Annotated in this window: 22 protein-coding genes and 2 pseudogenes; 4 read left to right on the top strand and 20 right to left on the bottom strand. The window is 45.1% G+C overall.

Translation table 11 applies throughout. The annotated features are described in order from the left end of the window. Positions 1-16: 16 nt before the first annotated feature. The 3 genes from J2S23_RS04635 to J2S23_RS04625 form a co-directional block, all read right to left on the bottom strand. A complete protein-coding gene (locus J2S23_RS04635; protein ID WP_307121587.1) occupies positions 17-355 on the bottom strand; it encodes an ATP cone domain-containing protein in 339 nt (112 codons plus the stop codon). A gap of 198 nt (positions 356-553) precedes the next feature. Beyond that, the gene (locus J2S23_RS04630) at positions 554-1,297 is read right to left on the bottom strand and encodes a copper homeostasis protein CutC (RefSeq protein ID WP_307121586.1); all 744 of its coding nucleotides are present in this window, start codon (positions 1,295-1,297) and stop codon (positions 554-556) included. A 72-nt stretch (positions 1,298-1,369) separates the two neighbouring features. Then, a complete protein-coding gene (locus J2S23_RS04625; protein ID WP_307121585.1) occupies positions 1,370-5,770 on the bottom strand; it encodes a PolC-type DNA polymerase III in 4,401 nt (1,466 codons plus the stop codon). Positions 5,771-5,937: 167 nt separating this feature from the next. On the opposite strand from J2S23_RS04625, the gene J2S23_RS04620 reads away from it, so the two are divergent. Further along, positions 5,938-6,768 (top strand): MurR/RpiR family transcriptional regulator, encoded by an 831-nt coding sequence (locus tag J2S23_RS04620; RefSeq protein WP_307121584.1) that lies wholly within the window; start codon positions 5,938-5,940, stop codon positions 6,766-6,768. Between the two features lie 8 nt (positions 6,769-6,776). Here the strand turns inward: J2S23_RS04620 and J2S23_RS04615 are convergent, their stop codons facing one another. The 11 genes from J2S23_RS04615 to J2S23_RS04565 form a co-directional block, all read right to left on the bottom strand. Then, positions 6,777-7,391, bottom strand: coding sequence for a DUF2812 domain-containing protein (locus J2S23_RS04615; protein ID WP_307121583.1), 615 nt, complete (start codon positions 7,389-7,391; stop codon positions 6,777-6,779). A gap of 10 nt (positions 7,392-7,401) precedes the next feature. Next, a complete protein-coding gene (locus J2S23_RS04610; RefSeq protein WP_307121582.1) occupies positions 7,402-7,713 on the bottom strand; it encodes a PadR family transcriptional regulator in 312 nt (103 codons plus the stop codon). A 140-nt stretch (positions 7,714-7,853) separates the two neighbouring features. Then, the gene (locus tag J2S23_RS04605) at positions 7,854-8,822 is read right to left on the bottom strand and encodes an alpha/beta fold hydrolase (RefSeq protein ID WP_307121581.1); all 969 of its coding nucleotides are present in this window, start codon (positions 8,820-8,822) and stop codon (positions 7,854-7,856) included. A gap of 20 nt (positions 8,823-8,842) precedes the next feature. Then, positions 8,843-9,742 (bottom strand): ROK family protein, encoded by a 900-nt coding sequence (locus J2S23_RS04600; protein WP_307121580.1) that lies wholly within the window; start codon positions 9,740-9,742, stop codon positions 8,843-8,845. Positions 9,743-9,816: 74 nt separating this feature from the next. Further along, positions 9,817-10,734, bottom strand: a complete 918-nt coding sequence (locus J2S23_RS04595) for a dihydrodipicolinate synthase family protein (RefSeq protein ID WP_307121579.1) — start codon at positions 10,732-10,734, stop codon at positions 9,817-9,819. Next, positions 10,727-11,407, bottom strand: a complete 681-nt coding sequence (locus J2S23_RS04590; RefSeq protein ID WP_307121578.1) for a DUF624 domain-containing protein — start codon at positions 11,405-11,407, stop codon at positions 10,727-10,729. Before J2S23_RS04590 ends, J2S23_RS04595 begins: the two co-directional genes overlap by 8 nt. 40 nt (positions 11,408-11,447) lie before the next feature. Next, on the bottom strand, positions 11,448-11,900 hold the full coding sequence (locus J2S23_RS04585) for a NanQ anomerase/TabA/YiaL family protein (RefSeq protein ID WP_307121577.1): 453 nt from the start codon (positions 11,898-11,900) through the stop codon (positions 11,448-11,450). 23 nt (positions 11,901-11,923) lie between these two features. After that, positions 11,924-12,754, bottom strand: a complete 831-nt coding sequence (locus J2S23_RS04580) for a carbohydrate ABC transporter permease (protein WP_307121576.1) — start codon at positions 12,752-12,754, stop codon at positions 11,924-11,926. 10 nt (positions 12,755-12,764) lie between these two features. Further along, positions 12,765-13,652, bottom strand: coding sequence for a carbohydrate ABC transporter permease (locus J2S23_RS04575; protein WP_307121575.1), 888 nt, complete (start codon positions 13,650-13,652; stop codon positions 12,765-12,767). A 171-nt stretch (positions 13,653-13,823) separates the two neighbouring features. Next, on the bottom strand, positions 13,824-15,149 hold the full coding sequence (locus tag J2S23_RS04570; protein WP_307121574.1) for an extracellular solute-binding protein: 1,326 nt from the start codon (positions 15,147-15,149) through the stop codon (positions 13,824-13,826). Between the two features lie 125 nt (positions 15,150-15,274). Further along, positions 15,275-15,985: an N-acetylmannosamine-6-phosphate 2-epimerase gene (locus J2S23_RS04565; protein WP_307121573.1), complete on the bottom strand. Its 711-nt coding sequence runs from the start codon at positions 15,983-15,985 to the stop codon at positions 15,275-15,277. A 479-nt stretch (positions 15,986-16,464) separates the two neighbouring features. Here J2S23_RS04565 and J2S23_RS04560 point away from each other — a divergent pair, with 479 nt between their 5' ends. The 3 genes and pseudogenes from J2S23_RS04560 (at position 16,465) to J2S23_RS04545 (ending at position 18,158) form a co-directional block, all read left to right on the top strand. Then, positions 16,465-16,689 (top strand): AbrB/MazE/SpoVT family DNA-binding domain-containing protein, encoded by a 225-nt coding sequence (locus J2S23_RS04560; RefSeq protein WP_307121572.1) that lies wholly within the window; start codon positions 16,465-16,467, stop codon positions 16,687-16,689. Next, positions 16,686-17,412 (top strand): annotated as a pseudogene (locus J2S23_RS11305) (ABC transporter ATP-binding protein). Before J2S23_RS04560 ends, J2S23_RS11305 begins: the two are co-directional and overlap by 4 nt. Then, positions 17,409-18,158 carry an ABC transporter permease gene (locus tag J2S23_RS04545; RefSeq protein ID WP_307121569.1) on the top strand — a complete coding sequence of 250 codons (750 nt, stop codon included), beginning with the start codon at positions 17,409-17,411 and terminating at the stop codon, positions 18,156-18,158. Before J2S23_RS11305 ends, J2S23_RS04545 begins: the two are co-directional and overlap by 4 nt. 127 nt (positions 18,159-18,285) lie before the next feature. On the opposite strand, the gene J2S23_RS04540 is transcribed toward J2S23_RS04545, so the two are convergent. The 6 genes and pseudogenes from J2S23_RS04540 to J2S23_RS04515 form a co-directional block, all read right to left on the bottom strand. Further along, positions 18,286-18,606, bottom strand: coding sequence for a TfoX/Sxy family protein (locus J2S23_RS04540; RefSeq protein WP_307121568.1), 321 nt, complete (start codon positions 18,604-18,606; stop codon positions 18,286-18,288). A gap of 29 nt (positions 18,607-18,635) precedes the next feature. After that, positions 18,636-18,907 (bottom strand): annotated as a pseudogene (locus J2S23_RS04535) (CD1845 family protein). Between the two features lie 65 nt (positions 18,908-18,972). Continuing rightward, positions 18,973-19,686: an HsdM family class I SAM-dependent methyltransferase gene (locus J2S23_RS04530; protein ID WP_307121567.1), complete on the bottom strand. Its 714-nt coding sequence runs from the start codon at positions 19,684-19,686 to the stop codon at positions 18,973-18,975. A gap of 5 nt (positions 19,687-19,691) precedes the next feature. Then, complete coding sequence (locus J2S23_RS04525) at positions 19,692-19,898, bottom strand: helix-turn-helix domain-containing protein (protein ID WP_307121566.1); 207 nt, start codon at positions 19,896-19,898, stop codon at positions 19,692-19,694. A 467-nt stretch (positions 19,899-20,365) separates the two neighbouring features. Continuing rightward, positions 20,366-20,575 carry an aldo/keto reductase gene (locus J2S23_RS04520; RefSeq protein ID WP_307121565.1) on the bottom strand — a complete coding sequence of 70 codons (210 nt, stop codon included), beginning with the start codon at positions 20,573-20,575 and terminating at the stop codon, positions 20,366-20,368. A gap of 290 nt (positions 20,576-20,865) precedes the next feature. Next, complete coding sequence (locus J2S23_RS04515; RefSeq protein ID WP_307121653.1) at positions 20,866-21,225, bottom strand: flavodoxin family protein; 360 nt, start codon at positions 21,223-21,225, stop codon at positions 20,866-20,868. Between the last annotated feature and the right edge of the window lie 9 nt (positions 21,226-21,234).

Below are 21,234 nucleotides of genomic sequence, written 5' to 3'. Positions count from 1 at the left end.
TTTCAAATAGAGATAGTTAACGGAGTTGCTCGAAGCGCAAATGCACGGCGTAGCGGTCATCAAAACCGATTCGCTCCAAATCGCGTTGAAGGCGGTACTCAATGTAGTGCTGAGCAATCTTGAAATAACCCGCGTCCAAAAGGCGGTACTCTACCTGGGACTGCACCATACCAATGGTCGGGCGCTCCGCTTGGGCTTCACTCAAATCCAACACAACCTTTTTGGTCACTTCCGCCAAGTCATAACGCAACTTGTCATCTAACACATAAACCGTCTGAGCCGCTTTTAAAATCGCTTGGTAAATCTTATCCGGATCAAAGTCTACGACCTGACCATTACGTTTGGTAATCTGCATAGGCACCTCCATTTTCTGAAAACAGTTTCTTTACTCTATTATCCTTATTTTAAGAGCATTTGTCAACTCTAAAAATCGCTTGGCATCACGTTTTCAAACCATTTCCATAAATAGTTTTGAAAAATAGCAGAGCTACCGACGCACCCTTTCTGGCTACCCTTCGTGGCTGGCCAATTTGCGACCTCAGATCACTGTTTATCAGACAAGACCGGCCTCTAACAAGGCCTTTTTGAGAGCTGTGACCTTGTCTGCTAAAACCAGGTCGTAATGGTCTGGCTGCGCGTAGCTATAATCGACCCCATTTCCAGAGCTGGTTGGGTCTAACGCCCACCCTTTAAAACTGGCGTGGACTTGGGCGATTCCAGTTTCGCGAATGAGGTCAACCACATTGTCTGCTGAGATACCAGCTCCCATGCAAAAAGCCATCTGCTGGCCAAACCTGGCCTGCAGTTGCCTGAGCAGGTCGCGACCTTCCGGTGCTGTCGCCATCTGACCTGACGTCAAGATCCGGTCACAACCTAGGGCGATCAACTGCTCTGCCATGTCAAAAGGATCCTTAACAACATCAAAGGCCCGGTGAAAGACAAATTCCGCACCATGGCTATGGCAAAGGGCAATAAGCTCCGCGGTGAAGGATGTATCCAGCTGGCCATCAGGGGTCAGGGCACCGCTAGCAAGGCCATCCGCTCCAGCTTCTAGTAGGAGCTGGGCATCAAGGCGCATGACAGCTTTTTCCCTATCCGAATAGCAAAACCCCGCAGCCCGAGGGCGAACCATGCAGATGAGGGGCAAAGTGACTGCTTGCTTGGCCAGTCTGACGGTCGCAAGGCTTGGGGTGAGCCCCCCCAGGTGCAAGGCACTATTGAGTTCAATCCGGTCAGCTCCTGCGACTTGAGCTGTCAAGCAGTCCTCTAAAGAACCCGCACACACTTCAATGATCATGAGAAGCCTCCTCTTTTTTCTTTCATTATAACACAGAAACCCCAGCTGGCCTATGGCTAGCTGGGGTTATACTTAAAACAAATCATCAAAGAGGCTGAGTTGGTTGTCCTCAGGCATGTTGCCGAGCACCCCCATATCGTCCATCTTCTCAACCAGTGTCGACGAAAGGCCACCGCGTTTTCGGAGCTCGGTCTTGGAGAGGAATTCGCCTTCTGCACGCGCTCGAACGATTTGGCGGGCAACGTTATCCCCCAGACCATCCATAGCTGAAAACGGCGGAATCAAGGTGTCACCTTCGATTAAAAATTCGGTCGCATCGCTCTTGTAGAGGTCTAGCTTGCCAAATTTGAAGCCACGCTCCAACATTTCATTGACAATTTCCAATGTCGTGTAAAGGTCATTTTCCACGTTTGAAGCTAGATTATTTTTCTTCTTCTCAGCGATTTCAGCCATCTTGGCTTTGACGCGGTCAAGGCCACCAGACATGGTCGCCAAATCAAAGGCCTTGGCCCTGATAGAGAAGTAAGCACAGTAATAATAGAGAGGGTGGTGGACCTTGAAATAGGCCACCCGAAGGGCCATCATAACGTAGGCTGCCGCGTGGGCTTTGGGGAACATGTACTTAATCTTCCCACAAGACTCGATGTACCAGTCAGGCACATTATTAGATCGCATGGCCTCAATATAGCCATTGCGCTCTTCCTCTGAAATCTTGAGCCACATGCCTTTACGCACGCGCTCCATGATATTAAAGGCCATCTTGGGCTCAAGGCCAGCATGCATGAGGTAAACCATGATGTCATCCCGACAACCGATAACCGTAGACAGGTCGGCAATGCCTGAACGAATCAAGTCCTGGGCATTCCCCAGCCAAACGTCTGTCCCGTGCGATAGGCCTGAGAGCTGCAACAGCTCGGCAAAGGTCGTGGGATGAGTCTCATCCACCATGCCGCGGACAAAATTGGTCCCAAACTCAGGAATCCCCAACATACCCGTCGGTGTCCCGATCTGCTCTGGCGTGACTCCTAGGATTTCAGTCCCTGAAAAGAGGGCCATGACTCCAGGGTCATCGGCTAAGATCGTCTTCGGATCGATGCCTGAGAGGTCCTGAAGCTTACGAATCATGGTCGGATCATCGTGACCCAGAACATCGAGCTTAAGGATGTTTTCATCGATATCGTGGAAGTTAAAGTGGGTGGTCTGCCATTCAGCCGTTACATCATCTGCAGGGTACTGGACAGGGGTAAAGTCATAGACATCCATGTAGTTCGGGATAACGACAATCCCGCCTGGGTGCTGACCAGTCGTCCGCTTAACCCCGGCAGCTCCTGCAGCCAAACGCTCGACTTCGACATCGCGGTAAAACTTGCCATAATCCCGTTCATAGCCACGGACAAAGCCATAGGCTGTCTTATCAGCAACGGTACCCACCGTTCCGGCCCGAAAGGCATACTCCGACCCAAAGATATCCCGAACATCTAAGTGGGCACTCGGTTGGTCATCTCCTGAGAAGTTCAAATCGATATCGGGAACCTTATCCCCGTCAAAACCAAGGAAGGTCTCAAAGGGAATATCCTGGCCATCTTTCATCAGCCGTTTCCCACAGTTAGGACAGTCTTTGTTAGGCATGTCAAAGCCGGACCCGTAGGAGCCATCTGTGATAAATTCCGAATACTGGCAATCTGCACAGTAATAGTGAGGCGAGAGCGGGTTAACTTCTGTAATTCCAATCATAGTCGCCACAAAGCTAGACCCGACAGACCCCCTGGAACCGACCAGGTAGCCCCGCTCATTGGAGCGCTGTACCAGCATCTGAGAGGCCAGGTAAATCACGGCAAAGCCATTCCCCAAGATAGAGGAGAGTTCTTTTTCGATCCGCAGGTCAACAATGTCTGGCAGAGGATTGCCATACATTTCAAAGGCCTTGGCATAGGTCATCTCAGCCACCTGCTCCTCTGCCCGCTCAATAAAGGGCGTATAGAGGTCACCCTTAACCACTTGCACCGTTTCAAAACGCTCTGCCATGGCTTGGGTATTGGTCACGACCACGTCATAGGCCAAATCCTTGCCTAAAAAGGCAAACTCGTCCAAGAGTTCATTGGTGGTGCGAAAATGTGCCTTGGGCAGTGGCGCTGGCTGGGCATTTTCCCCATGTCCAATATTGCGGTTAATCATAGCCCCTTGGCCGAGACTGCGCACAATAATCTCCCGGTAAATCTCCTGTTCAGGATCTAAGTAGTGGACATTTCCTGTCGCCAAAACTGGTAAATCCAGGCGCTGACCAACCTCGATCATGGCTTTAATGATTTCTTGAATCTCTGCGTCGTCTTTGACCTGTTCACGCGCGATCAGAGGCGCATAGATGGCAGGTGGCATAATCTCGATAAAATCATAATAGCGGGCGACCTTGACGGCCTCATCAGTCCCTTTTGAAGTAACAGCATCAAACAGTTCCCCGTCTGAACACGCTGTTCCCACGAGAAGCCCCTCACGGTGGGCATCCAAGACCGTCTTAGGAATCCGCGACACGCCTTCAAAATACTGGGTGCTGGACAGGCTGACCAGCTTAAACATGTTTTTCAACCCTGTCTGGTTCTGAACGTAGAGAGTCGCGTGTTTGACACGGGCTTTTTTATAAGAATCCTCAGCAATCAGCTGGGTATTGAGCTGATTGAGGTTGGTCAGGCCATGCTTTTCCGCGGCTTCTTTTAGGAAAATAAAGAGCAAGCGTCCGGTAGCCTCCGCATCGTAGTTGGCCATGTGGTGATGCTCGAGAGCCACCCCAAACCGCTTGGTCAGAGGGCCTAAGCCGTGACGCTTGTACTCCGGATAGAGGTTACGGGCCAGCTCCAAGGTATCGATGACCGGTTGACTGATTTCAGGCAGGCCATGTCGCTTGTAGTTGACATCCATGAAGCCCACGTCAAAGCTCGCATTATGAGCGACTAGGACAGCACCGTCACAGAAGTCCTGGAAGGCCTTGAGGACTGTCTCTAATGGACGGGCATTTTTGACATGCTCATCTGTAATCCCTGTTAGATCCGTCGTAAAGGCAGATAGGGGGTGGCCTGGGTTGATAAATTCGTCAAATTCGGCAATAACATTGCCCTTATACATCTTAGAGGCCGCAATCTGAATCAGGTCATTGTAGATGGCAGAGAGCCCTGTCGTCTCCACGTCAAAGACCACATAGGTCGCTTCAGATAAGTCGACATCTGCTTCATTGTAGGCAATCGGCACACTGTCCTCAACGATATTGGCTTCCATACCGTAGATGAGCTTGATGCCCCGTTTCTTGGCCTGCTTGTAGCCATGGGGGAAGGATTGGACATTGCCGTGGTCTGTGATGGCTAGAGCCGTGTGGCCCCAGTCTGCTGCTCGGTCCACCAGATCCTCAACCGTTGGCAGAGCATCCATGGTAGACATGTTGGTGTGAGCATGAAATTCGACCCGCTTCTCCCCTTCAGGCATCAGGTCCTTACGACCTGGCTTGGTCACTTCCATAATGTCCTGAGCGTTCATGTTCAGGTCATTGGTAAAAGGGTTAAGGCTGATATTGCCTCGGACACGGAGCCAGGCGCCTTTTTTGATCATGTCAAACTTCTGGGCTTCTTCCTCGTTTTTGGCCCATTTTTGGAGAGCAAACGACGAGGTGTAGTCTGTCATCTTGAAGTTAATGAGGCAACGTCCAGTCTTTGTGACCTTGGTTTCTACAGCAAAGACCAGACCTTCAAAGACCAGACGGTTTTCCTCGGTGGTCACATCAACCATCGGTGTGATGTCAGCCTTGTCCAATTTGGCGTTAGATTGGCGAATCTTAGCTACCTCTCCAAAGTCGAAGGCAGGCTTGCTGTCTGCCTGAGGCGGTGGCGTTTGCTTGTCTAGAGAGGTCAGAGCATTTAGCGCTTCTTCGTTGGCTGCTTGGACAATCTGCTCATTTTTGGCAACATAATCAGCCTGCTGGCTCTGGGTCAACTCCTCACTGACTTGAACCTCAATGCTGAGGGAACCAAAGCCAAAAAGAGCCAGTTGCTTTTCCAAGTTTGGTAGGTGATTTTTCCGAAAATGCGGGTTAGTAATAGACTCAGGCCCACAAATAGTCAAGGTCTGCTCCTGCAAATGAACCTCAAGATGCTGAAAAATAGACTTGAAACCGATACTTTGGCAGAGCTCTTCGGAAAAGGCTTCTTGGTAGTAGGCCTGAATGAGCTCGGGGCCATCAGACTGATCAGCCACAGTAATGTCAAAGGTCACACGGTTGCCCAAGGCCTCAAAAGTTGTCGTCAAGCCATGCTTGAGGGCTTGATAAGAAGCAATCGGCAGGAGTTTGTCAAACTGGAAATGAAATTCCCAGTGCTTGCTGAGTTTATGGAGCTGGACCGCACGAATCTGACCACTGGAAAAAGCGCTAGATTCTTGCAAATCCAGCGGTAAATTAATCTGAGCCATCAGCAGTTTAAAGGTATTTGACATGTCCAACTCCTCAACACTTAGTCTTTCCATTTTACCACAAAGCCCTCTATTTTTCGAGCTAGAGGGTAGCCGTAAAACCCTAACATTTGAAAAGGTTCCTTCATATAGTGATAGCGCTTTAGCTGAAATATGATATAATAGGCCTAGAATTGTTTAAGGATGAGATTATGACGAAAGTAAGCAACACGATTGCCATTATTGAAAAAAATCTGTCAGCGATGACGGAGGTTGAAGCGCAAATCGCCCAGTATTTTACCACCCATGCCCTAACGGCAGATGACCTTTCCTCCCAGCAGGTCGCTATGGACCTTCATGTGTCTCAAGCTGCCTTGACCCGGTTTGCCAAAAAATGCGGGTTCTCTGGTTATCGGGCCTTTATTTTTGAATACCTCAATAGCAGAGATTCTGTGGAACAGTCCTTCGAGCACTTAAAACACCCCTTAACCAAGCGGGTGTTGTTGGATTATGATGATATTACCCAGCAAAGCCACCAGCTAATCGATGAGGACCAATTGCAGCGCATCGCTGAGCTGATTGAAGAAGCTGATCGGGTCTATTTCTTCGGGCAAGGTAGCTCTGGTCTCGTAGCCAGAGAGATGAAGCTTCGTCTCATGCGTCTTGGTGTGATTTGCGAGGCTTTGACGGATCAGGAAAGCTTTGCATGGACCATCAGTATCCTTGATCCTAAGTGCTTAGTCATCGGTTTTAGTCTTTCTGGCTCTACCATGACAGTCCTCAACAGTCTTACCGCTGCCAAGGAAAAGGGTGCTAAAACGGTTCTCTTTAGCACCCAAGCCGCTGACCACAAGGAAGAGTACACTGAAACTGTCACACTAGCCTCTGTCCCTCACTTGGATTACGGCAATCGCATCTCACCACAGTTTCCAATGTTGATTCTACTGGACATACTCTATGCCTATTTTCTGGAAATTAACCGTGAGCAAAAAGAAGCCATCTTTAACGCCTACACCTTCCCACCAGCCAATCAAAAGGTCTGAGCCAAAGCTCAGACCCCTTTTTTGATCGTTCGCGATACTTTAACATAGCGATAGCTATAGAAGATTGCCATCCCCAAAAACAGATAGAAGGGCAGCACCCTTAGGAGGGCAAAGGGCAGTTCAAACAGGACTGCTTTCCACATCAAGTCCTTAGGCATCTGCCAAAGTCCTTCTGCCATAAACCACCGACTAGGTATTAAGTAGTCTCCTAAATGGATTCCTTTATTTCCCATCATAATCGCAACGTATAAAACACAGGCAGATCCTGTTGAGATTGCTCCATCCAGCATGCGTTTCTTCATGGCTTTTTTAGATTCCCAATCTGAAAAGATTTCCGTATCCGGAGTCTGACCTTCTTGGACGAAATACTGCTGGCCACCAAACATTACTCCTGCAAGGTGTTTCCAGCCAGCGTCTTCAAAGAAGGTCACGTACTCTTTATGAGAGCGACTGGAATAAAAGTCACGGTAATCAATTCTGATTGGTTTAGGCGACGTTGTTGGTTCAAACTCATACCGAAAGCGCCATGGCTCAACCTTAACCAATTGATAGCCTTGGGCTTGAATAGCATCGATCCAGCTTTCTTCTTGGCTAGGGTCAGCGAATAGTTTGTACTTTTTCATGGGTTCCTCCTTATAATCCCAGTTTTTCTGCTAACTGGCTCAATTGTCTCAAACGGCCAACTTCTAAGGTTAAAATTTCCTCTCCAAGAGACGTGATTTGATAGACCTTCCGCCGCTTGTCCTCAGAAGCTACTGACTTGATCCATTTGAGCTTGAGTAAATTTTCGATAGCCCCATACATGGTTCCTGCAGCAATCCGCACATCGCCACAGCTCAACTCTTCCACAGTCTGCATGATGACATAGCCATGCGATGGCTGCCTCAGTGCCAGCAAAATGTAAAAGGTCGTTTCTGTTAGGGGCAAATGTTTGTTTCGTTTCACCCTGACCTCCTTGTTTTTATATACAGTTCGACTTTACATTTATATTATACAACGCCGAACTATACATGTCAACTGTATATGTGCAAAACTCAAAAAAACCAGCCACTGAGCTGGTTTTTTCATTCATAGTTTCCTATCCCCTACAAGCCCAAAACCTTGGTGCCAAAGAGTTTGTCAAAGACATAGTCGTTGACCTTGACATTGAGGGCATCATGGCCATAATCAGGTAAAAGCTTGATGTCCTTGTCACAAGTCAAGCGGTTGTAAATGGCATACTGGGTCGAAGGCGGGCAGATGATGTCATCTAAGCCCGTCACCATGTGCACAGGGCAGGTGATCCGGTGAGCCAAGTTCTTCACATCGATGTACCCCAATGTATGCAGGAAGGTCTCTTCTGTTTCATGGAAGGGGTCTGAGAAACGGAAATAACGGAAGAGTTCATTGTATGGTTCGTTGACGTCATTGAGTTCCATCACCCGCTTGAAGTCAGACAAGAAGGGATAGATGGAAACAACCCGCTGGATGCGAGGGTTGAGGGCTGCAGCCACCAAGGCCAAAGCGCCGCCCTGAGAAGCCCCATAGCTATAGAGTGCTTGGTCATCCACACGGTCAAAGCTTGCTACAATCTCAATCAACTGGTAAACATCCAGATAGACATCCTTGTAAAAAAGGTGTTCTGGCCCTTCAACAGCCCCGCGAATCACCTGGCCTTTCACCGTCATGCCCTCAAATTGGCCCATATCGGTCGAGCGACCCGCTTGGCCACGTACGTCCATACAGACGACCCCGTAACCAGCCGCTACAAACTTCAGGTTTTCTGTCCAGTCAGGACTTTGGCCTTGGTAGCCATGGAAGTAAAAGAGCACAGGAACAGGTTTCTCTGACTTTGGAAAGACGCACTTGGAGAAAATAGTTGAGCCATTTTCAGCGGTAAAGGTTAAGGCATAAAAGTCTGCGTTAGGAACGTCAAAATCCTGCTCTATCAGTTCATAATCTGGTAAGTCTTGATGTTTAGCCAGCTGGCCATCCCAAAATTGGTCAAAATCCTCTGGCACTTCCTGACGGCCACGATAGGTCTGCATGGCCTCCAGAGACATGGTATCAAACATAGTATCTTCCTTTCACAAACTTAGGCCTGAGCCCGTTTTTCCTGTTGATTCTTAAAGTTATAATAAGCCCCAAACATACCCGCAGTGTTGAGATGCTGGGCAAAGACCAGCTCTGTCTTTTCAGCGATACTTGGTACTAAGTACCCTTTTAAGGCTGTCTGAAGTTTTGGTTTTAAAATGGCTTCTTGGGCCATGATGCCACCACCTAGGACGACCTTTTGCGGATTAGCCACAAAGCAGATATTGGCAATCCCTTGGGCCAGATAATCCACCATGCGATCAATCCCTGCGATACAATGGGTGTTTCCTTCTGTTGCTTCTGTAAAGACCCTAAGACCATTCCACTGGTCTACAGGATCGCCGTGCTGCTGGGCCACATAATGGACCAAGGCTGTGGTTGAGGCCAAATCTTGAAAGGGGCCATCGTTCAGGTGCATGTAGCCCACTTCACAGGCAGAGTTGCTATAGCCATGAAAGACCTGGCCGTCAATCACCAAGCAACCGCCAATCCCGGTACCTATTGTCAAACAGACCGCCACTGGGCTGCCTTGGGCACTGCCTGACTTCACCTCAGCGAGACCAGCACAGTTCACATCATTTTCAATTTCACAGGGCAGGTTAAAGGTTTCTTCCAACTCTTTTTTAAACTGGGTGCCAGCATAGTTTGGGATCTGTGGACCTGCATAAAAGATTTCCCCCTTATCAGGATCCACCATACCAGCCGACGACAGGCAGATGCCAGATAATGCTTCTTCTGCCTGATAGTTGGCTACTATATCCTTGACCTTTGCCATAATGCCTGGGCCACCAAGATGGGCTTCTGTCGGCATCTCGTGCCCTTCAACCAAGGTCTCCTTGTCATCAATTAAGCCATATTTGATACTGGTTCCACCAATATCAATGGCGACATACCTACTCATTTCATCATCCTCCTCATAAAAGGGTTTCAATAAGAGGTGGGAGGCCGCCCATCGGCCCCTCCCACTGATTTTACTTATAAAAAGCGTTCCTTAGCTTCACGTATCAAACGCGCAGCCTCTTCAACGACACTAGCATCCTCCTCACAAACCGGCATCAACGGTTCACGAACAGAGCCCAGCTCCAAGCCTTCATTAATCTTGAGCGTTGCTTTAATGACACCATACATATTCCCTCGAGCCACGACCAAGTGACCGATGATGTTGTTAATGGCATACTGCAATTCACGCGCAGTTTCAAGGTCTTTTTCCGCAATCAAGCTATCCAACTTGAGGAAGAGTTCTGGCATGGCACCATAAGTACCGCCAATCCCACCTGCTGCTCCCATGAGGCGTCCACCAAGGAACTGCTCATCTGGACCATTGAAGACCACATGGTCATCACCACCGAGCGAGCGGAAAATTTCGATGTCCTGAATCGGCATGGAGGAGTTTTTAACCCCGATGACCCGTTCATTTTTCAGCATTTCACGGTAGAGCATTGGTGTCAAAGCAACTCCAGCTAGCTGTGGAATATTGTAGATGATAAAGTCTGTATTAGGCGCAGCCGCACTGATGTCATTCCAGTATTTGGCGATGGCATGCTCCGGCAAACGGAAATAAATCGGTGGAATGGCTGCAATAGCATCGACACCAAGGCTTTCTGAATGCTTAGCTAGCTCGATACTATCGCGCGTACTGTTGCAGGCTACATGGTTGATGATGGTCAATTTGCCCTTAGCCACCTTCATGACATGTTCAAGGACCAATTTGCGGTCTGCGACACTCTGATAAATACATTCACCCGAGGACCCATTGACATAGAGTCCTTTGACACCCTTGTCAATAAAGAACTGGGTCAAGGCTTCAACACGTTCAGGGCTGATGTTGCCTGCCTCATCATAGCAAGCGTAAAAAGCAGGAATAATTCCATGGTATTTGCTTAAATCACTCATTGTTTGCTCCGTTTAAACTTTTAGTCGTCCCTAAATAGGGTTTGAAAATTTTTTCCATAATCCAGACTTGACCAAACCCAAGACTTGAAAAGCCTGCTAGTAGCAAAAGGCTAAGGCCTAAGAGGAAGGTCAGGCTGGTCGTATATAGCAATGTTGTTAGTAGCAGGATAACCCCAATCATGAGGAAGGTCCAGGGAAAATGAACCCCCGCCAGCACAAAGGCATTTTTTAAAATATCTTTTATCCCAAGATCAAATCGTGTTGCAATCGGGTACGCATAGAGAAAGAGAATGGTTGCCAAAATCAAAACCGCCATGGCCAAGACTTGAATCAAACGCGCTCCTGCCATATCCAAACGGCTGACCAAGAGCAGGTCCAACACACAAAAGCCAACAATCACCAATTCCAGAGCACCTAGACGAAGGCCAAGTTTCCCATGCTTTTTAAAAGCAGCTAGATAACTGTTGATAATAGCTAAGCGTTTTTGTCGCTTGAGGTCAAAAAGTACCTGATAAAGGCTCATCTTAGCGATTCCAATCGTAATAACAGGCAAGCAAGTCAAAAGAAAGAGGAGATTGAGAACCACTAGGTCCAAAACCCGCTCACAGGCGCGAACAAAGGCATTGTCAACCCCAAAAACTGTTTTGACTAATTTTTCTGTTTTCTCGCCCATAAGGTTTCCTCTCTATTCTTTCTTTTTAGCACACATTTCTCTAATCAATCAAGACCTTGACCACACATTTTTTGACGGTTTCACCAGCGTTGGCATAGACATTTGGCCGATGGGCTTCGCCAGGAAAATAAATGGCAAAGTGGTCAGGGTCAATCACCACATCCATTTCCCGTTCACAGGTTTCCTGACCAAAATCGATAGTCGGGTCATAGGCTTTGCTGACCTCACGGTCGCCAAAACCATACTTAATGATTTCTCTACCCTCTAATAAGAATTGCAAATCTAAGTAATCTCTGTGAACTTCAAACTCAGGACCAATATCCTTATCCAGTCTATTTTCCTGAAGCATGAAGAAGGAATTGTTGCCATCAATGCTGTGCTTCCCAAGATCTAACATTATTAAATCAAGTTCTGCTAGAGCATCAATAGCCGCATCTAAATTGGGATGTAATCCCTTGTAATTGCTCAGTTCTGATAATTGATCGTAAATCATAAGCTATCTCACTTTTAAAAGCATTATCCTTTAACGGCTCCCATAGTAATCCCTTGGGTAAAGGATTTTTGGAAGATCAAGAAGATGACAACAATCGGTACTGCCGCTAAAGCAGCTCCCGCCATGATAAGACCGTAGTTGGTTGCCATCTCGGCCTGCATGGTCGCTACCCCCAACGAAATGGTTAGGTTTTGACGAGACGTCAACATAACCAATTGCATAAAGTAGTCATTCCACGAGTTGATAAAGGTAAAGATGGCAAGCGCAGCAAACCCTGGTTTAACGATCGGGAAAGCAACGCTCCAGAAGGTCCGAAGCTCGCTACAACCATCAATTTTAGCAGACTCTAATAGCTCTGTCGGAATGTTTTCTGAGAATTGCTTCATCAAGAACACCCCAAATGGCCAACCAACCAAAGGCAGGATAACCGCTGCCAAGGTGTCGTGAATCCCCATGAAGTTGACAATGCGCACCAGTGGTACTAGTACCACCTGCTTAGGCAAAGCCATAGCGGCGATGAAGATCGAAAAGAGCAATCGTTGGCCGTAAAAGCGTTTCTTAGCAAGAACATAGCCAGCCAAAGCAGAAGTCGCACAAACCAAAAGCATGGTCGCTAGCGAAATAAAAATAGAGTTCCACAACCACTGGAGGGCTGGGTTTTGCACCACCAATTTTTCAAAGTTTTCTAATGTTGGCTCAGCAGGCCACCATTGCGGTGGTATTTTTATAGTAGCAGGTTGTGATTTAAAAGCCCCTGTCAAAATCCAATAAAAAGGAAAGATAAAGAGGACTGTTAAGAGTAGAAGAACGATATTACTAATCACACCAAATACAGTTATTTGTTTCTTTTTCATATCATGCCTCCTAATAGTTGACGTCGTCGCCTAAAATCTTGAACTGAGCGTAAGAAATCAAGGCAATCAAGACCGCCAAGAACACACCCATGGTATTGGCATAACCATACTCAGACAATTTGAAGGCTTTTTCGTAAAGGTAGTACATCAGGGTTGATGTTGAATAGTTTGGTCCTCCAGAAGTCAACAGCTGAATCAAGGCAAAACACTGGAAGGAGTTGATGGTTGTAATAACTGCGATGTAAAGGGTTGTCGGCAAGAGTGATGGCCACTTGATGTTCCAGAACACTTGTGTTTCAGTTGCCCCATCCACACGCGCCGCCTCAACGAGAGAGTTATCAATATTTCCTAAGGCTGCGATATAAAGGATGATTGGTTGCCCCACAGAAGTTGTCAGCAAAATGATGATAATGGCCCAGAGTGCCCACTGCTTGTCCCCTAGCCAGCTAATGTTTTGATCAATCACACCGCCAGTTTTCAATACGAAATTGAGAATCCCTGATAGCGGGTCGTAAATCCATTTCCAAACAACGGTTACGGCCACACTCCCTGTAACAACCGGCAGGAAGAAGACAAACCGATAGAAGGAACGCGTAATCACATTCTTGTCATAGGTTCTTGCTGCCACAAAGAGGGAGAAGAAAACAACGACCGGAACAGAGCCAATAACGATAATGACCGTGTTAATTAACGACTTGATGAAGATTTCATCGTTAAACATACGGATGTAGTTGTCAAGTCCAATAAAAGTGAACTCTGTCATCGTGTATTTAAAGAAACTCGTCACAAATCCCATGATCATAGGCGCCAAGACAAAAACGGTAAAAAACACCAAAATCGGCGCCAAGAAGGCATAAGAGACGATGGTTTCGCGCATTCTAATCTTATTAACTCGCACGATAAATACCTCTCTATTTAGAATTTTTTCCAAAAAGGATGTGAGGTCATCTCTCTGTGTTGAACACCTTTTCCCTAATGCTCAATACAGAGAATGCGCCATCACTTAACAGAAAACCCCCTCTTCCAGCACACATAGACTGTCATGGGGAAAAGGGGGCATCGTCAGAAATTAGTTAGCTGGTTTGATTGTTGCGTTTGCTTTTTCTGTGAATGATTTCAAAGCTGCTTCTGGCTCATCATCACCGTTAGATACGGCTTGAAGAGTTGGGAACCAGAGGGTACGCATTTCAGCAAAACCATCGATAGTGTTGTAGTATGGAGAGTAGTATTGAGTCCATCCGCTGATGGTTTCCATACGTTCGTCATCATAAAGGGTACCAAATGATGTGCGAACAGGGAAAGCGCCTGTACGAACAACGTTCTTAGGACCCCATTCTTCATCGTCAGCGATGAATTGGATGAATTTCTTAGATGCTTCAACTTTAGCATCGTCTCCGTTATTAAAGACTGCAAAACCATTTACCAAGTACTCAAGAGCTGGTGTGCCATCTTCTGATGGGAATGGTACTTCAACGACTTCAACACCACTTGATTCAAGCAATTGCCCTTGGATACCGTTTTGAGCAGGTGCCCAAAGGATTGTGTAAGAGGTTTGACCGTTGGCAAAGTTTTGGATATCGGCACCACCATCGTATTGAGAACCGTTCATGATGAGCCCTTCATCCATCCAACCTTTAACGGTTTCAAGGGCTTTAACCATCTTAGGATCGTCAGTTGTATACTTCGTTACTGCTTCATCAGTGATACTTCCGCTGTAAAGGTTAGCCAAGAAAGCACGGTTACCTTGGTCACCACCTTGACCGTTAGCAAAGAGTGAACCCGGGTTATAGCCTTTGTCTTTAAGAGCTTTCAATACTTTTTCAAAGTCTTCTGTTGTCCAGCCTTCTTTCACGAGGTCAAGGACACCAGCATCTTCTAACATCGCCTTGTTCATAGCCATGTAGAATGGTGCTGAACTGATTGGATACATGTAAGCTGTATCACCGGCTTTACTTGCTTGGATGATATTGTCATTGTCAACATCCTTGATGTACTCGTCTGTAAAGAGGTCATTCAAGTCTGCTAATTTGCCATTTTTTCCGTAAGTGATAATACGGCCTGGTGCGTCAAAGAGTACGTCTGGTGCTGTACCCGCTTCAATAGCAGTCGTGATTTTTTCAGGACCGGCAGTAAAGTCAATAGTTTCAAGATTTACCTTGATGTCTGGGTTCGCTTCTTCAAAGGCTGCGATAATTGATTTTTCGTAAGTCCCTACAGCGTCGCTAGTGTTTTCTTGTGTAAAGACAGGGAATGCCCACCATGTGATTTCTGTTTTAGCACCGCCAGTGTCTTTAGCTTCTGACGATGTGCTTGTTTTTTCACCACCTGAATTGCCACAGGCTGCCAAAGCCAGCAAGGCTGCACCTGTTAATAGGGTACGTGCAAATTTCTTCATTTCCTTACTCCTTTAAGTAATTTTTTAGTCTTAAAAGTTATCCTTTAGGGATGCCAACGATATCTTTTTCTTACCGTCTATCTCATCAATCACTCCATTCTTTCTTGGTTTAGGGCTTTCTGCCCTTAGTTTAATGACGATTTAGTTGCTGCTACAAAGCGCTCTGTGATTTCTTTTGGCCGGGTAATGGCTCCGCCAACAACGATACCTTTGACACCGAGAGCTTGAATCTCCTTAACCTGCTCTGGTGTATGGATCTTACCTTCTGCAATCACATCAACACCTGCATCACAAAGGGCACGAATCAGTTCAATGTCTGGGCCACTCTCCTGTCGGCTGTACGAGGTGTAACCAGAGAGTGTCGTTCCAACAAAGTCGACGCCAGCTTCATAGGCTGCCAAGCCTTCTTCTAAAGCGCTAGTATCTGCCATAAGGAGTTGATCAGGGTATTTTTCTTTAACCTTTCGGATAAAGGTCCCAATTTCTTCCCCATCAAAACGTTCCCGCTGGGTACAATCCAAGGCGATAACCGCAATATCAAGCTCAGCTAATTCGTCGACTTCCTTCATGGTCGCTGTGATAAAAGGTTCTTGCGGGGGATAATCCCGTTTGATGATGCCGATAATCGGCAAGTCTGTCACAGCCTGAATTTCTTTAATATCACGGACGCTATTAGCACGAATTCCTACGGCTCCACCTTCTTCTGCAGCTTTTGCTAGAAGTGGCATGACACCTCCGGCTTCCGTGTAAAGCGGTTCGCCAGGAAGAGCCTGACAGGAAACGATAATGCCTCCCTGAATCTGACCAATCAGGTCTTCTTTACTTAACTTGACCATCTGGCCCCTCTCTTTCTTTTTTAATTAATATATGACAGCGTTTACAATTAATATTATAAAAAAAGAAAAGTCATTTGACAATACCAATAAGTCATTTAGATTTTACAATCACAATTATGACCTTTGAAGAGATTCTTTGAAAGTACTTTCAAAGAAAAAAACTAACTCCCATAAGAACTCAACCGTTCGTTTGGAAGTTAGCATTGCTATAAGATACCGCCCTTTTAACTCAAGTCAAATTGAGTCCATCTTGCTCATTAAGGACGTTTTTTTTGAAAAAACTCAATAGGCAGTCTTATTTTACCTTTACAATAAAATGAACAATTAGCATAAGAGTAAGTTGACAACATCTTCTTTTAATTCCCAGGAAGCGTTTTGTCAAGTACCTTTTCTTATTTATTGACGCAACCATTTGACATGAAAAGTGGTTTATGTTATACCAATCATACAAATCATACTAATGGTTGGGAGGTAGTAATATGAAACACCCAGAAGGGAAATACGCTTGGACTGTTAAGGTAGGAGAAAAAGGGCAATTTGTTATACCTAAAGAGGCTCGTGATGTTTTCAACATTAAGCCCGGCGATACTTTAATTGTTCTAGCAGATGTAAATAAAGGTATAGCCATTCCCCCTAAAAATATGTTCTCACATTTGATGGATACAGTTTTTAATCAAAATGCAGAAAAGGAGGACAAAGAATGAATTCAATAATCATTAAAGAACTTACAAAAAAATACGGAAGTGTAGTTGCCGTAAATAATCTTAATTTGACAATTGAACAAGGAGAGTTGTTTGCATTACTTGGTGTAAATGGTGCAGGAAAAACCACAACGATAAAAATGTTATCTTGTTTGATAGAACCCACAAGTGGTGATGCTTTGCTTCTTAACGACAGCATTATCTCAAATCCCAATGCGATAAAAGAAAAAACCAATATTTCACCACAGGAAACGGCAGTAGCTGCAAACCTATCTGTTTTAGAGAATTTAGAACTTATCGCGGGAATATATGGACAAAATAGTAAAACAGCGAAAAAAAAAGGCTCATGAAATGGCACAAAAATTTGGTTTGGAAAATGAATTGAGTAAGAAAGCCAAAAATTTGTCTGGTGGAATGCAACGCCGCCTTTCTATTGCTATGGCTCTGATTTCAGAACCTCAAATTTTATTTTTAGACGAACCGACTTTAGGACTTGATGTCTTGGCTCGTCGTGAACTATGGTCTTCCATCAAATCATTAAAAGGAAAAGTTACAATAATTCTTACAACTCATTATATGGATGAGGTCGAAAATTTATCCGATCGAGTGGGAATAATGGCAAAGGGACAATTAACAGCAGTAGGTACAGTACCAGAATTAACTACACAAACGGGTACTTCTAAATTAGAAGATGCCTTTGTTATGCTTTCAGGAGGTATATTATGAGAATGTTTCTATTTGCAAAGCGTAATATAAAAGAGATTTTGCGTGACCCTATCAATCTTTTTTTTGGTCTTGGCTTTCCACTTGTTTTGTTAGCCTTGTTATCTATTATCAATTCTGCTATTCCGCCCGAAGCAAAAAACACGATGTTTCAAATAAATAATCTCGCACCGGGCTTGACAATGTTCGGTAGTGTATTTATGGCGTTATTTGCAGGTATGTTGTTATCAAAAGACCGTACCTCTTCTTTCCTAATGCGTTTATTTACATCTCCTATGACTGCGACTGATTTCATTTTAGGTTATACTTTACCTATGATAGTTATGACAATCGTACAAGCTACAATAACCCTATTAGTAGCAGGATTTTTGGGACTTGATATAAATATCAATATTCTTTTTGCGATTATTATGACCGCTTTAACTTCATTATTATTTGTTGGTACAGGTTTGTTTTTCGGTAGTATTCTGAATGATAAAGCAGTTAGTGGAGTTTGTGGTGCATTGTTGACTAATGTCGCAGGTTGGCTATCTGGAGTTTTTATTCCAATTGATTTGATAGGCGGTGCTTTCAAAACAATAACTAATATTTTACCGGTTTATCATAGTGTTGAAGCAATAAGGATAAGTTTAAGCGGTAATTTCAATAATCTTCTTCCTCATTTGCTTGTCGTAATAGGATATACCATAGTCATTTTTATTTTCGCTATTATAATTTTTAACCGCAAAATGAATGGCGAAAAAGCATAAAAATAAATAAATCACTTATGTTGGATACTCTGTTTAAGATGGTAGCTAATACCAAAAACAACATCCCAACAGGTACCTGTTTATTTTTCTTTAACTTCATTAAATATCCTCTCAAATTCTAATTTGATTATTTCTTTTTTTTCGGTTTTGGTGCAGGTAACTCATCATACATTGAATTGAATAAGCCGGTTAAAAATTCTTTGTTGTCAACATCATCTACCAATAACATTTCCTTTGCTCCATCATATGGTAACTCATACTTTGCATTTGGCATATATGCTATTGCAGACTTAATAGGCTTCACTAAAAACCTATCATCATAAATTCCACCAATAATTCTCCCGCGATAATAAACAATATATTCACCCATCATTGCTTTATATGTTATTTCTTCCAACTCAGATAGTTGTTCTAAAATAAAATCCAAATATTCTTTACTTGAAGCCATACCTTGCACCTCCACAACTTCAAATTTGTCTACACCGCTTTAATCTTCTCATTTATCGATTCAATAAATGCTATCACAGTTGCTCCTATCATCGGAAGCCCATATGGACTAAATAGGAAACCGATGATACACCTATTCCGACTTCTCCTTGAATGAAAGATGCTAACGCCCCAAATATGCAGAACACCATAACGATATACAGTAATGCTGTTCCTATACCAAGCAGGAATGTCAGAAAAGCAGTCAAAATTGATAAGACAAGACTAATCGGAAATAAGATAATTTTTAATATCCATCGCATACACTACCTCTTTTTCTCTTTGGTTTATGTGCTGCTTACAACCATTATTTTAATAGATAATGGCTCTAAGCAACACATAAACTATCAGTTTCTTCAGTTTTTAACTTTGGTAGAAGCTTCAAAACCTTTGATTTTACTGAACTATTTGCCTCTGTCATTATTATGACACGAAACCCGCAGCAAGGATCGTAGACACGGCCCTTGAACGGCTGAAGCACTTCGACAAGGATACGTACGACACAGGAAGGAGTAAAGAACTCTCCTCCGCGTTTACCTTCCTGTTCAGCAAACATGGAAAGGCAGTATTCATAAGTTCGTCCAAGAATATCTTTTTCATCGCCGTGCTCAATCATCTGAACATTGGTGAAAAGATCGACAACATCTCCAAGACGTCGCTTATCCAATTCGGGACGAGCGAAGTTTTTCGGCAAAATATCCTTCAGCCGCTTGTTCTCTTTTTCAATAGCACGCATAGCATCATCAATCACAACTCCGATTTCCGGGGTATGAGCCTTTGATGCGATTTCGCTCCACCGCGCTCCGACAGGGACGAAGAAAATGCCTTCAGAAGTATACTCATCAATATCTTCTTCAAAGCCATCTCCTTCATCAACCAATTCCTGGTATTTCGCCTCGAAGCGGTCCGAAATATATTTCAGGAAGATGAGGCCAAGGACAACATTTTTATATTCTGACGCATCCATGTTGCCACGTAGCACACAAGCTGCATCCCAGATCTGCTTCTCAAACCCGATATCTGCAGTGACTTTTTCTGCCATGATCTTTATTCCTCCTCAATGACTTCCATCAGATCTCCAATATCGCAATGAAACACTTTGCACAGGCGGATCATTATCTCCATCTGTACCGGTTCGTCCTTGTTTAACTTGGACATCATGTAATCGCTGATTCCGGCGGCTTTTGCAAGTTCGCCTTTCTTCATCTTGTTCTGTCTGACAAGGTTCCAAAGCTTATTGTAACAAATTGCCATGAACACCCCTCCTGTTCTGAAAACATCGCTGGTGTTGCCTTAGTAACCTGGGTATATCGCCAAATCTTGCTGCTTCAGCAGGATACAATTCAACATTTTGGATTATACCACAAAAACCCACACATTTTCAAGATGAATTCCCTGACGAGCCGTGATGTTGACGGTTATAAACATCAAGATAAGCCTTTTTCTTCATTTCACTACTTGGTTATCAGGAATTCCTGATAAACTTGGCAAGCAGGGTCTGGAACGCTATTTTCGTCCAGACGCTTGCATGTTGGGGATTCCCAAACCCTTTGAATCACACTTCGTGTGAGCTGCGCATTTTGCAAAAACGCTTATATAGCCGGATACCTTACTCAGGAAAAACGAAAAGCCAGGGCAGGTGATATCGGATCATTTTCCGATTTCCTGCTCTGGCTTCGGTTTCATTTTTTGATTATTGGAATTATCGTCCCCAGCCGGTTTTACCAGTTCTCGTACCGTTCATGCTGATCAAGTTCCCGGATCCTCTGCATATCCTTTTTGCTCAGTTCGAAATCAAAGATGTCATAGTTTTCGGCAATATGGTCCGGATTGGAGGAACCGGGGATGGCGATAAAGCCTGCCTGCAGCTGCCACCGGAGGATGATCTGCGCAGAAGACTTTCCGTACTTTTCTGCCAGTTCTTTGATCACTTCATTTCCGAAATGCTCGGATGTGTGGCCCCGGCCTCCGAAGGATCTTCAGGACCTTTCCGTTTACATGTGCATAAAACATTCTGTCCGTTCCTTCCGGTAATGAAGATTTTGTGCTATAAGGTTCCGAAGCTTCATTCTCAGATGCCGGTTCTTTAGCTGTCGGGAGAGTCGTTTCTTCCGCCGAGCCGGACTCTGTGAGTGCTCCTGTCTCCGCTGGCCCGGTGCTGCTGCAGCCTGTGAGAAGAAGGAGCATCAGGGCCAGCAAAAGAGCAGATATACGGCTTCTGTTACTTAAGCGATTTCCCGAATTCATAAGCTTCATCCTGTTCCTCCTTTTTCCCGGAGGCCTCATCCGGATCGGAGATGCCGCCGCAGAAGAGTGATCCGGCAAGCTCTGCCTTTTCAAAACAATCGACCCAGCCCTGCAGGCCGCTTATGGCTTTTTCAGGCACATAGTCTTCATCTTCCGTGGCTGTCATCAACATATAGACTTTACGGAATCTGTAATCCGAGGGATACAGAGGATTCAAACGGTCCAGCAGCGTCTTCATCTGGCCGCTCATTTCATAGTAGTAGATCGGTGTGGCAAACACGAGGGTATCCGCGTTTTTGACCTTTTCGGCGATCCAGACCGCATCGTCTTTCAGATCCAGTAT

The sequence above is a fragment of the Streptococcus moroccensis genome (assembly GCF_030812835.1).
GTDB classification, from domain to species: Bacteria; Bacillota; Bacilli; order Lactobacillales; family Streptococcaceae; genus Streptococcus; species Streptococcus moroccensis.
The sequence above is the reverse complement of the archived record's forward strand: the minus strand, read 5'-3'. Positions and strand labels throughout refer to the sequence as shown.

Bases quoted from the DNA above. Each gene is read 5' to 3' on its own strand.
- J2S23_RS04635 (WP_307121587.1), bottom strand. From the start codon at position 355: ATGCAGATTACCAAACGTAATGGTCAGGTCGTAGACTTTGATCCGGAT.
- J2S23_RS04630 (WP_307121586.1), bottom strand. From the start codon at position 1,297: ATGATCATTGAAGTGTGTGCGGGTTCTTTAGAGGACTGCTTGACAGCT.
- J2S23_RS04625 (WP_307121585.1), bottom strand. From the start codon at position 5,770: ATGTCAAATACCTTTAAACTGCTGATGGCTCAGATTAATTTACCGCTG.
- J2S23_RS04620 (WP_307121584.1), top strand. From the start codon at position 5,938: ATGACGAAAGTAAGCAACACGATTGCCATTATTGAAAAAAATCTGTCA.
- J2S23_RS04615 (WP_307121583.1), bottom strand. From the start codon at position 7,391: ATGAAAAAGTACAAACTATTCGCTGACCCTAGCCAAGAAGAAAGCTGG.
- J2S23_RS04605 (WP_307121581.1), bottom strand. From the start codon at position 8,822: ATGTTTGATACCATGTCTCTGGAGGCCATGCAGACCTATCGTGGCCGT.
- J2S23_RS04600 (WP_307121580.1), bottom strand. From the start codon at position 9,742: ATGAGTAGGTATGTCGCCATTGATATTGGTGGAACCAGTATCAAATAT.
- J2S23_RS04595 (WP_307121579.1), bottom strand. From the start codon at position 10,734: ATGAGTGATTTAAGCAAATACCATGGAATTATTCCTGCTTTTTACGCT.
- J2S23_RS04590 (WP_307121578.1), bottom strand. From the start codon at position 11,407: ATGGGCGAGAAAACAGAAAAATTAGTCAAAACAGTTTTTGGGGTTGAC.
- J2S23_RS04585 (WP_307121577.1), bottom strand. From the start codon at position 11,900: ATGATTTACGATCAATTATCAGAACTGAGCAATTACAAGGGATTACAT.
- J2S23_RS04580 (WP_307121576.1), bottom strand. From the start codon at position 12,754: ATGAAAAAGAAACAAATAACTGTATTTGGTGTGATTAGTAATATCGTT.
- J2S23_RS04570 (WP_307121574.1), bottom strand. From the start codon at position 15,149: ATGAAGAAATTTGCACGTACCCTATTAACAGGTGCAGCCTTGCTGGCT.
- J2S23_RS04565 (WP_307121573.1), bottom strand. From the start codon at position 15,985: ATGGTCAAGTTAAGTAAAGAAGACCTGATTGGTCAGATTCAGGGAGGC.
- J2S23_RS04560 (WP_307121572.1), top strand. From the start codon at position 16,465: ATGAAACACCCAGAAGGGAAATACGCTTGGACTGTTAAGGTAGGAGAA.
- J2S23_RS04545 (WP_307121569.1), top strand. From the start codon at position 17,409: ATGAGAATGTTTCTATTTGCAAAGCGTAATATAAAAGAGATTTTGCGT.
- J2S23_RS04540 (WP_307121568.1), bottom strand. From the start codon at position 18,606: ATGGCTTCAAGTAAAGAATATTTGGATTTTATTTTAGAACAACTATCT.
- J2S23_RS04530 (WP_307121567.1), bottom strand. From the start codon at position 19,686: ATGGCAGAAAAAGTCACTGCAGATATCGGGTTTGAGAAGCAGATCTGG.
- J2S23_RS04525 (WP_307121566.1), bottom strand. From the start codon at position 19,898: ATGGCAATTTGTTACAATAAGCTTTGGAACCTTGTCAGACAGAACAAG.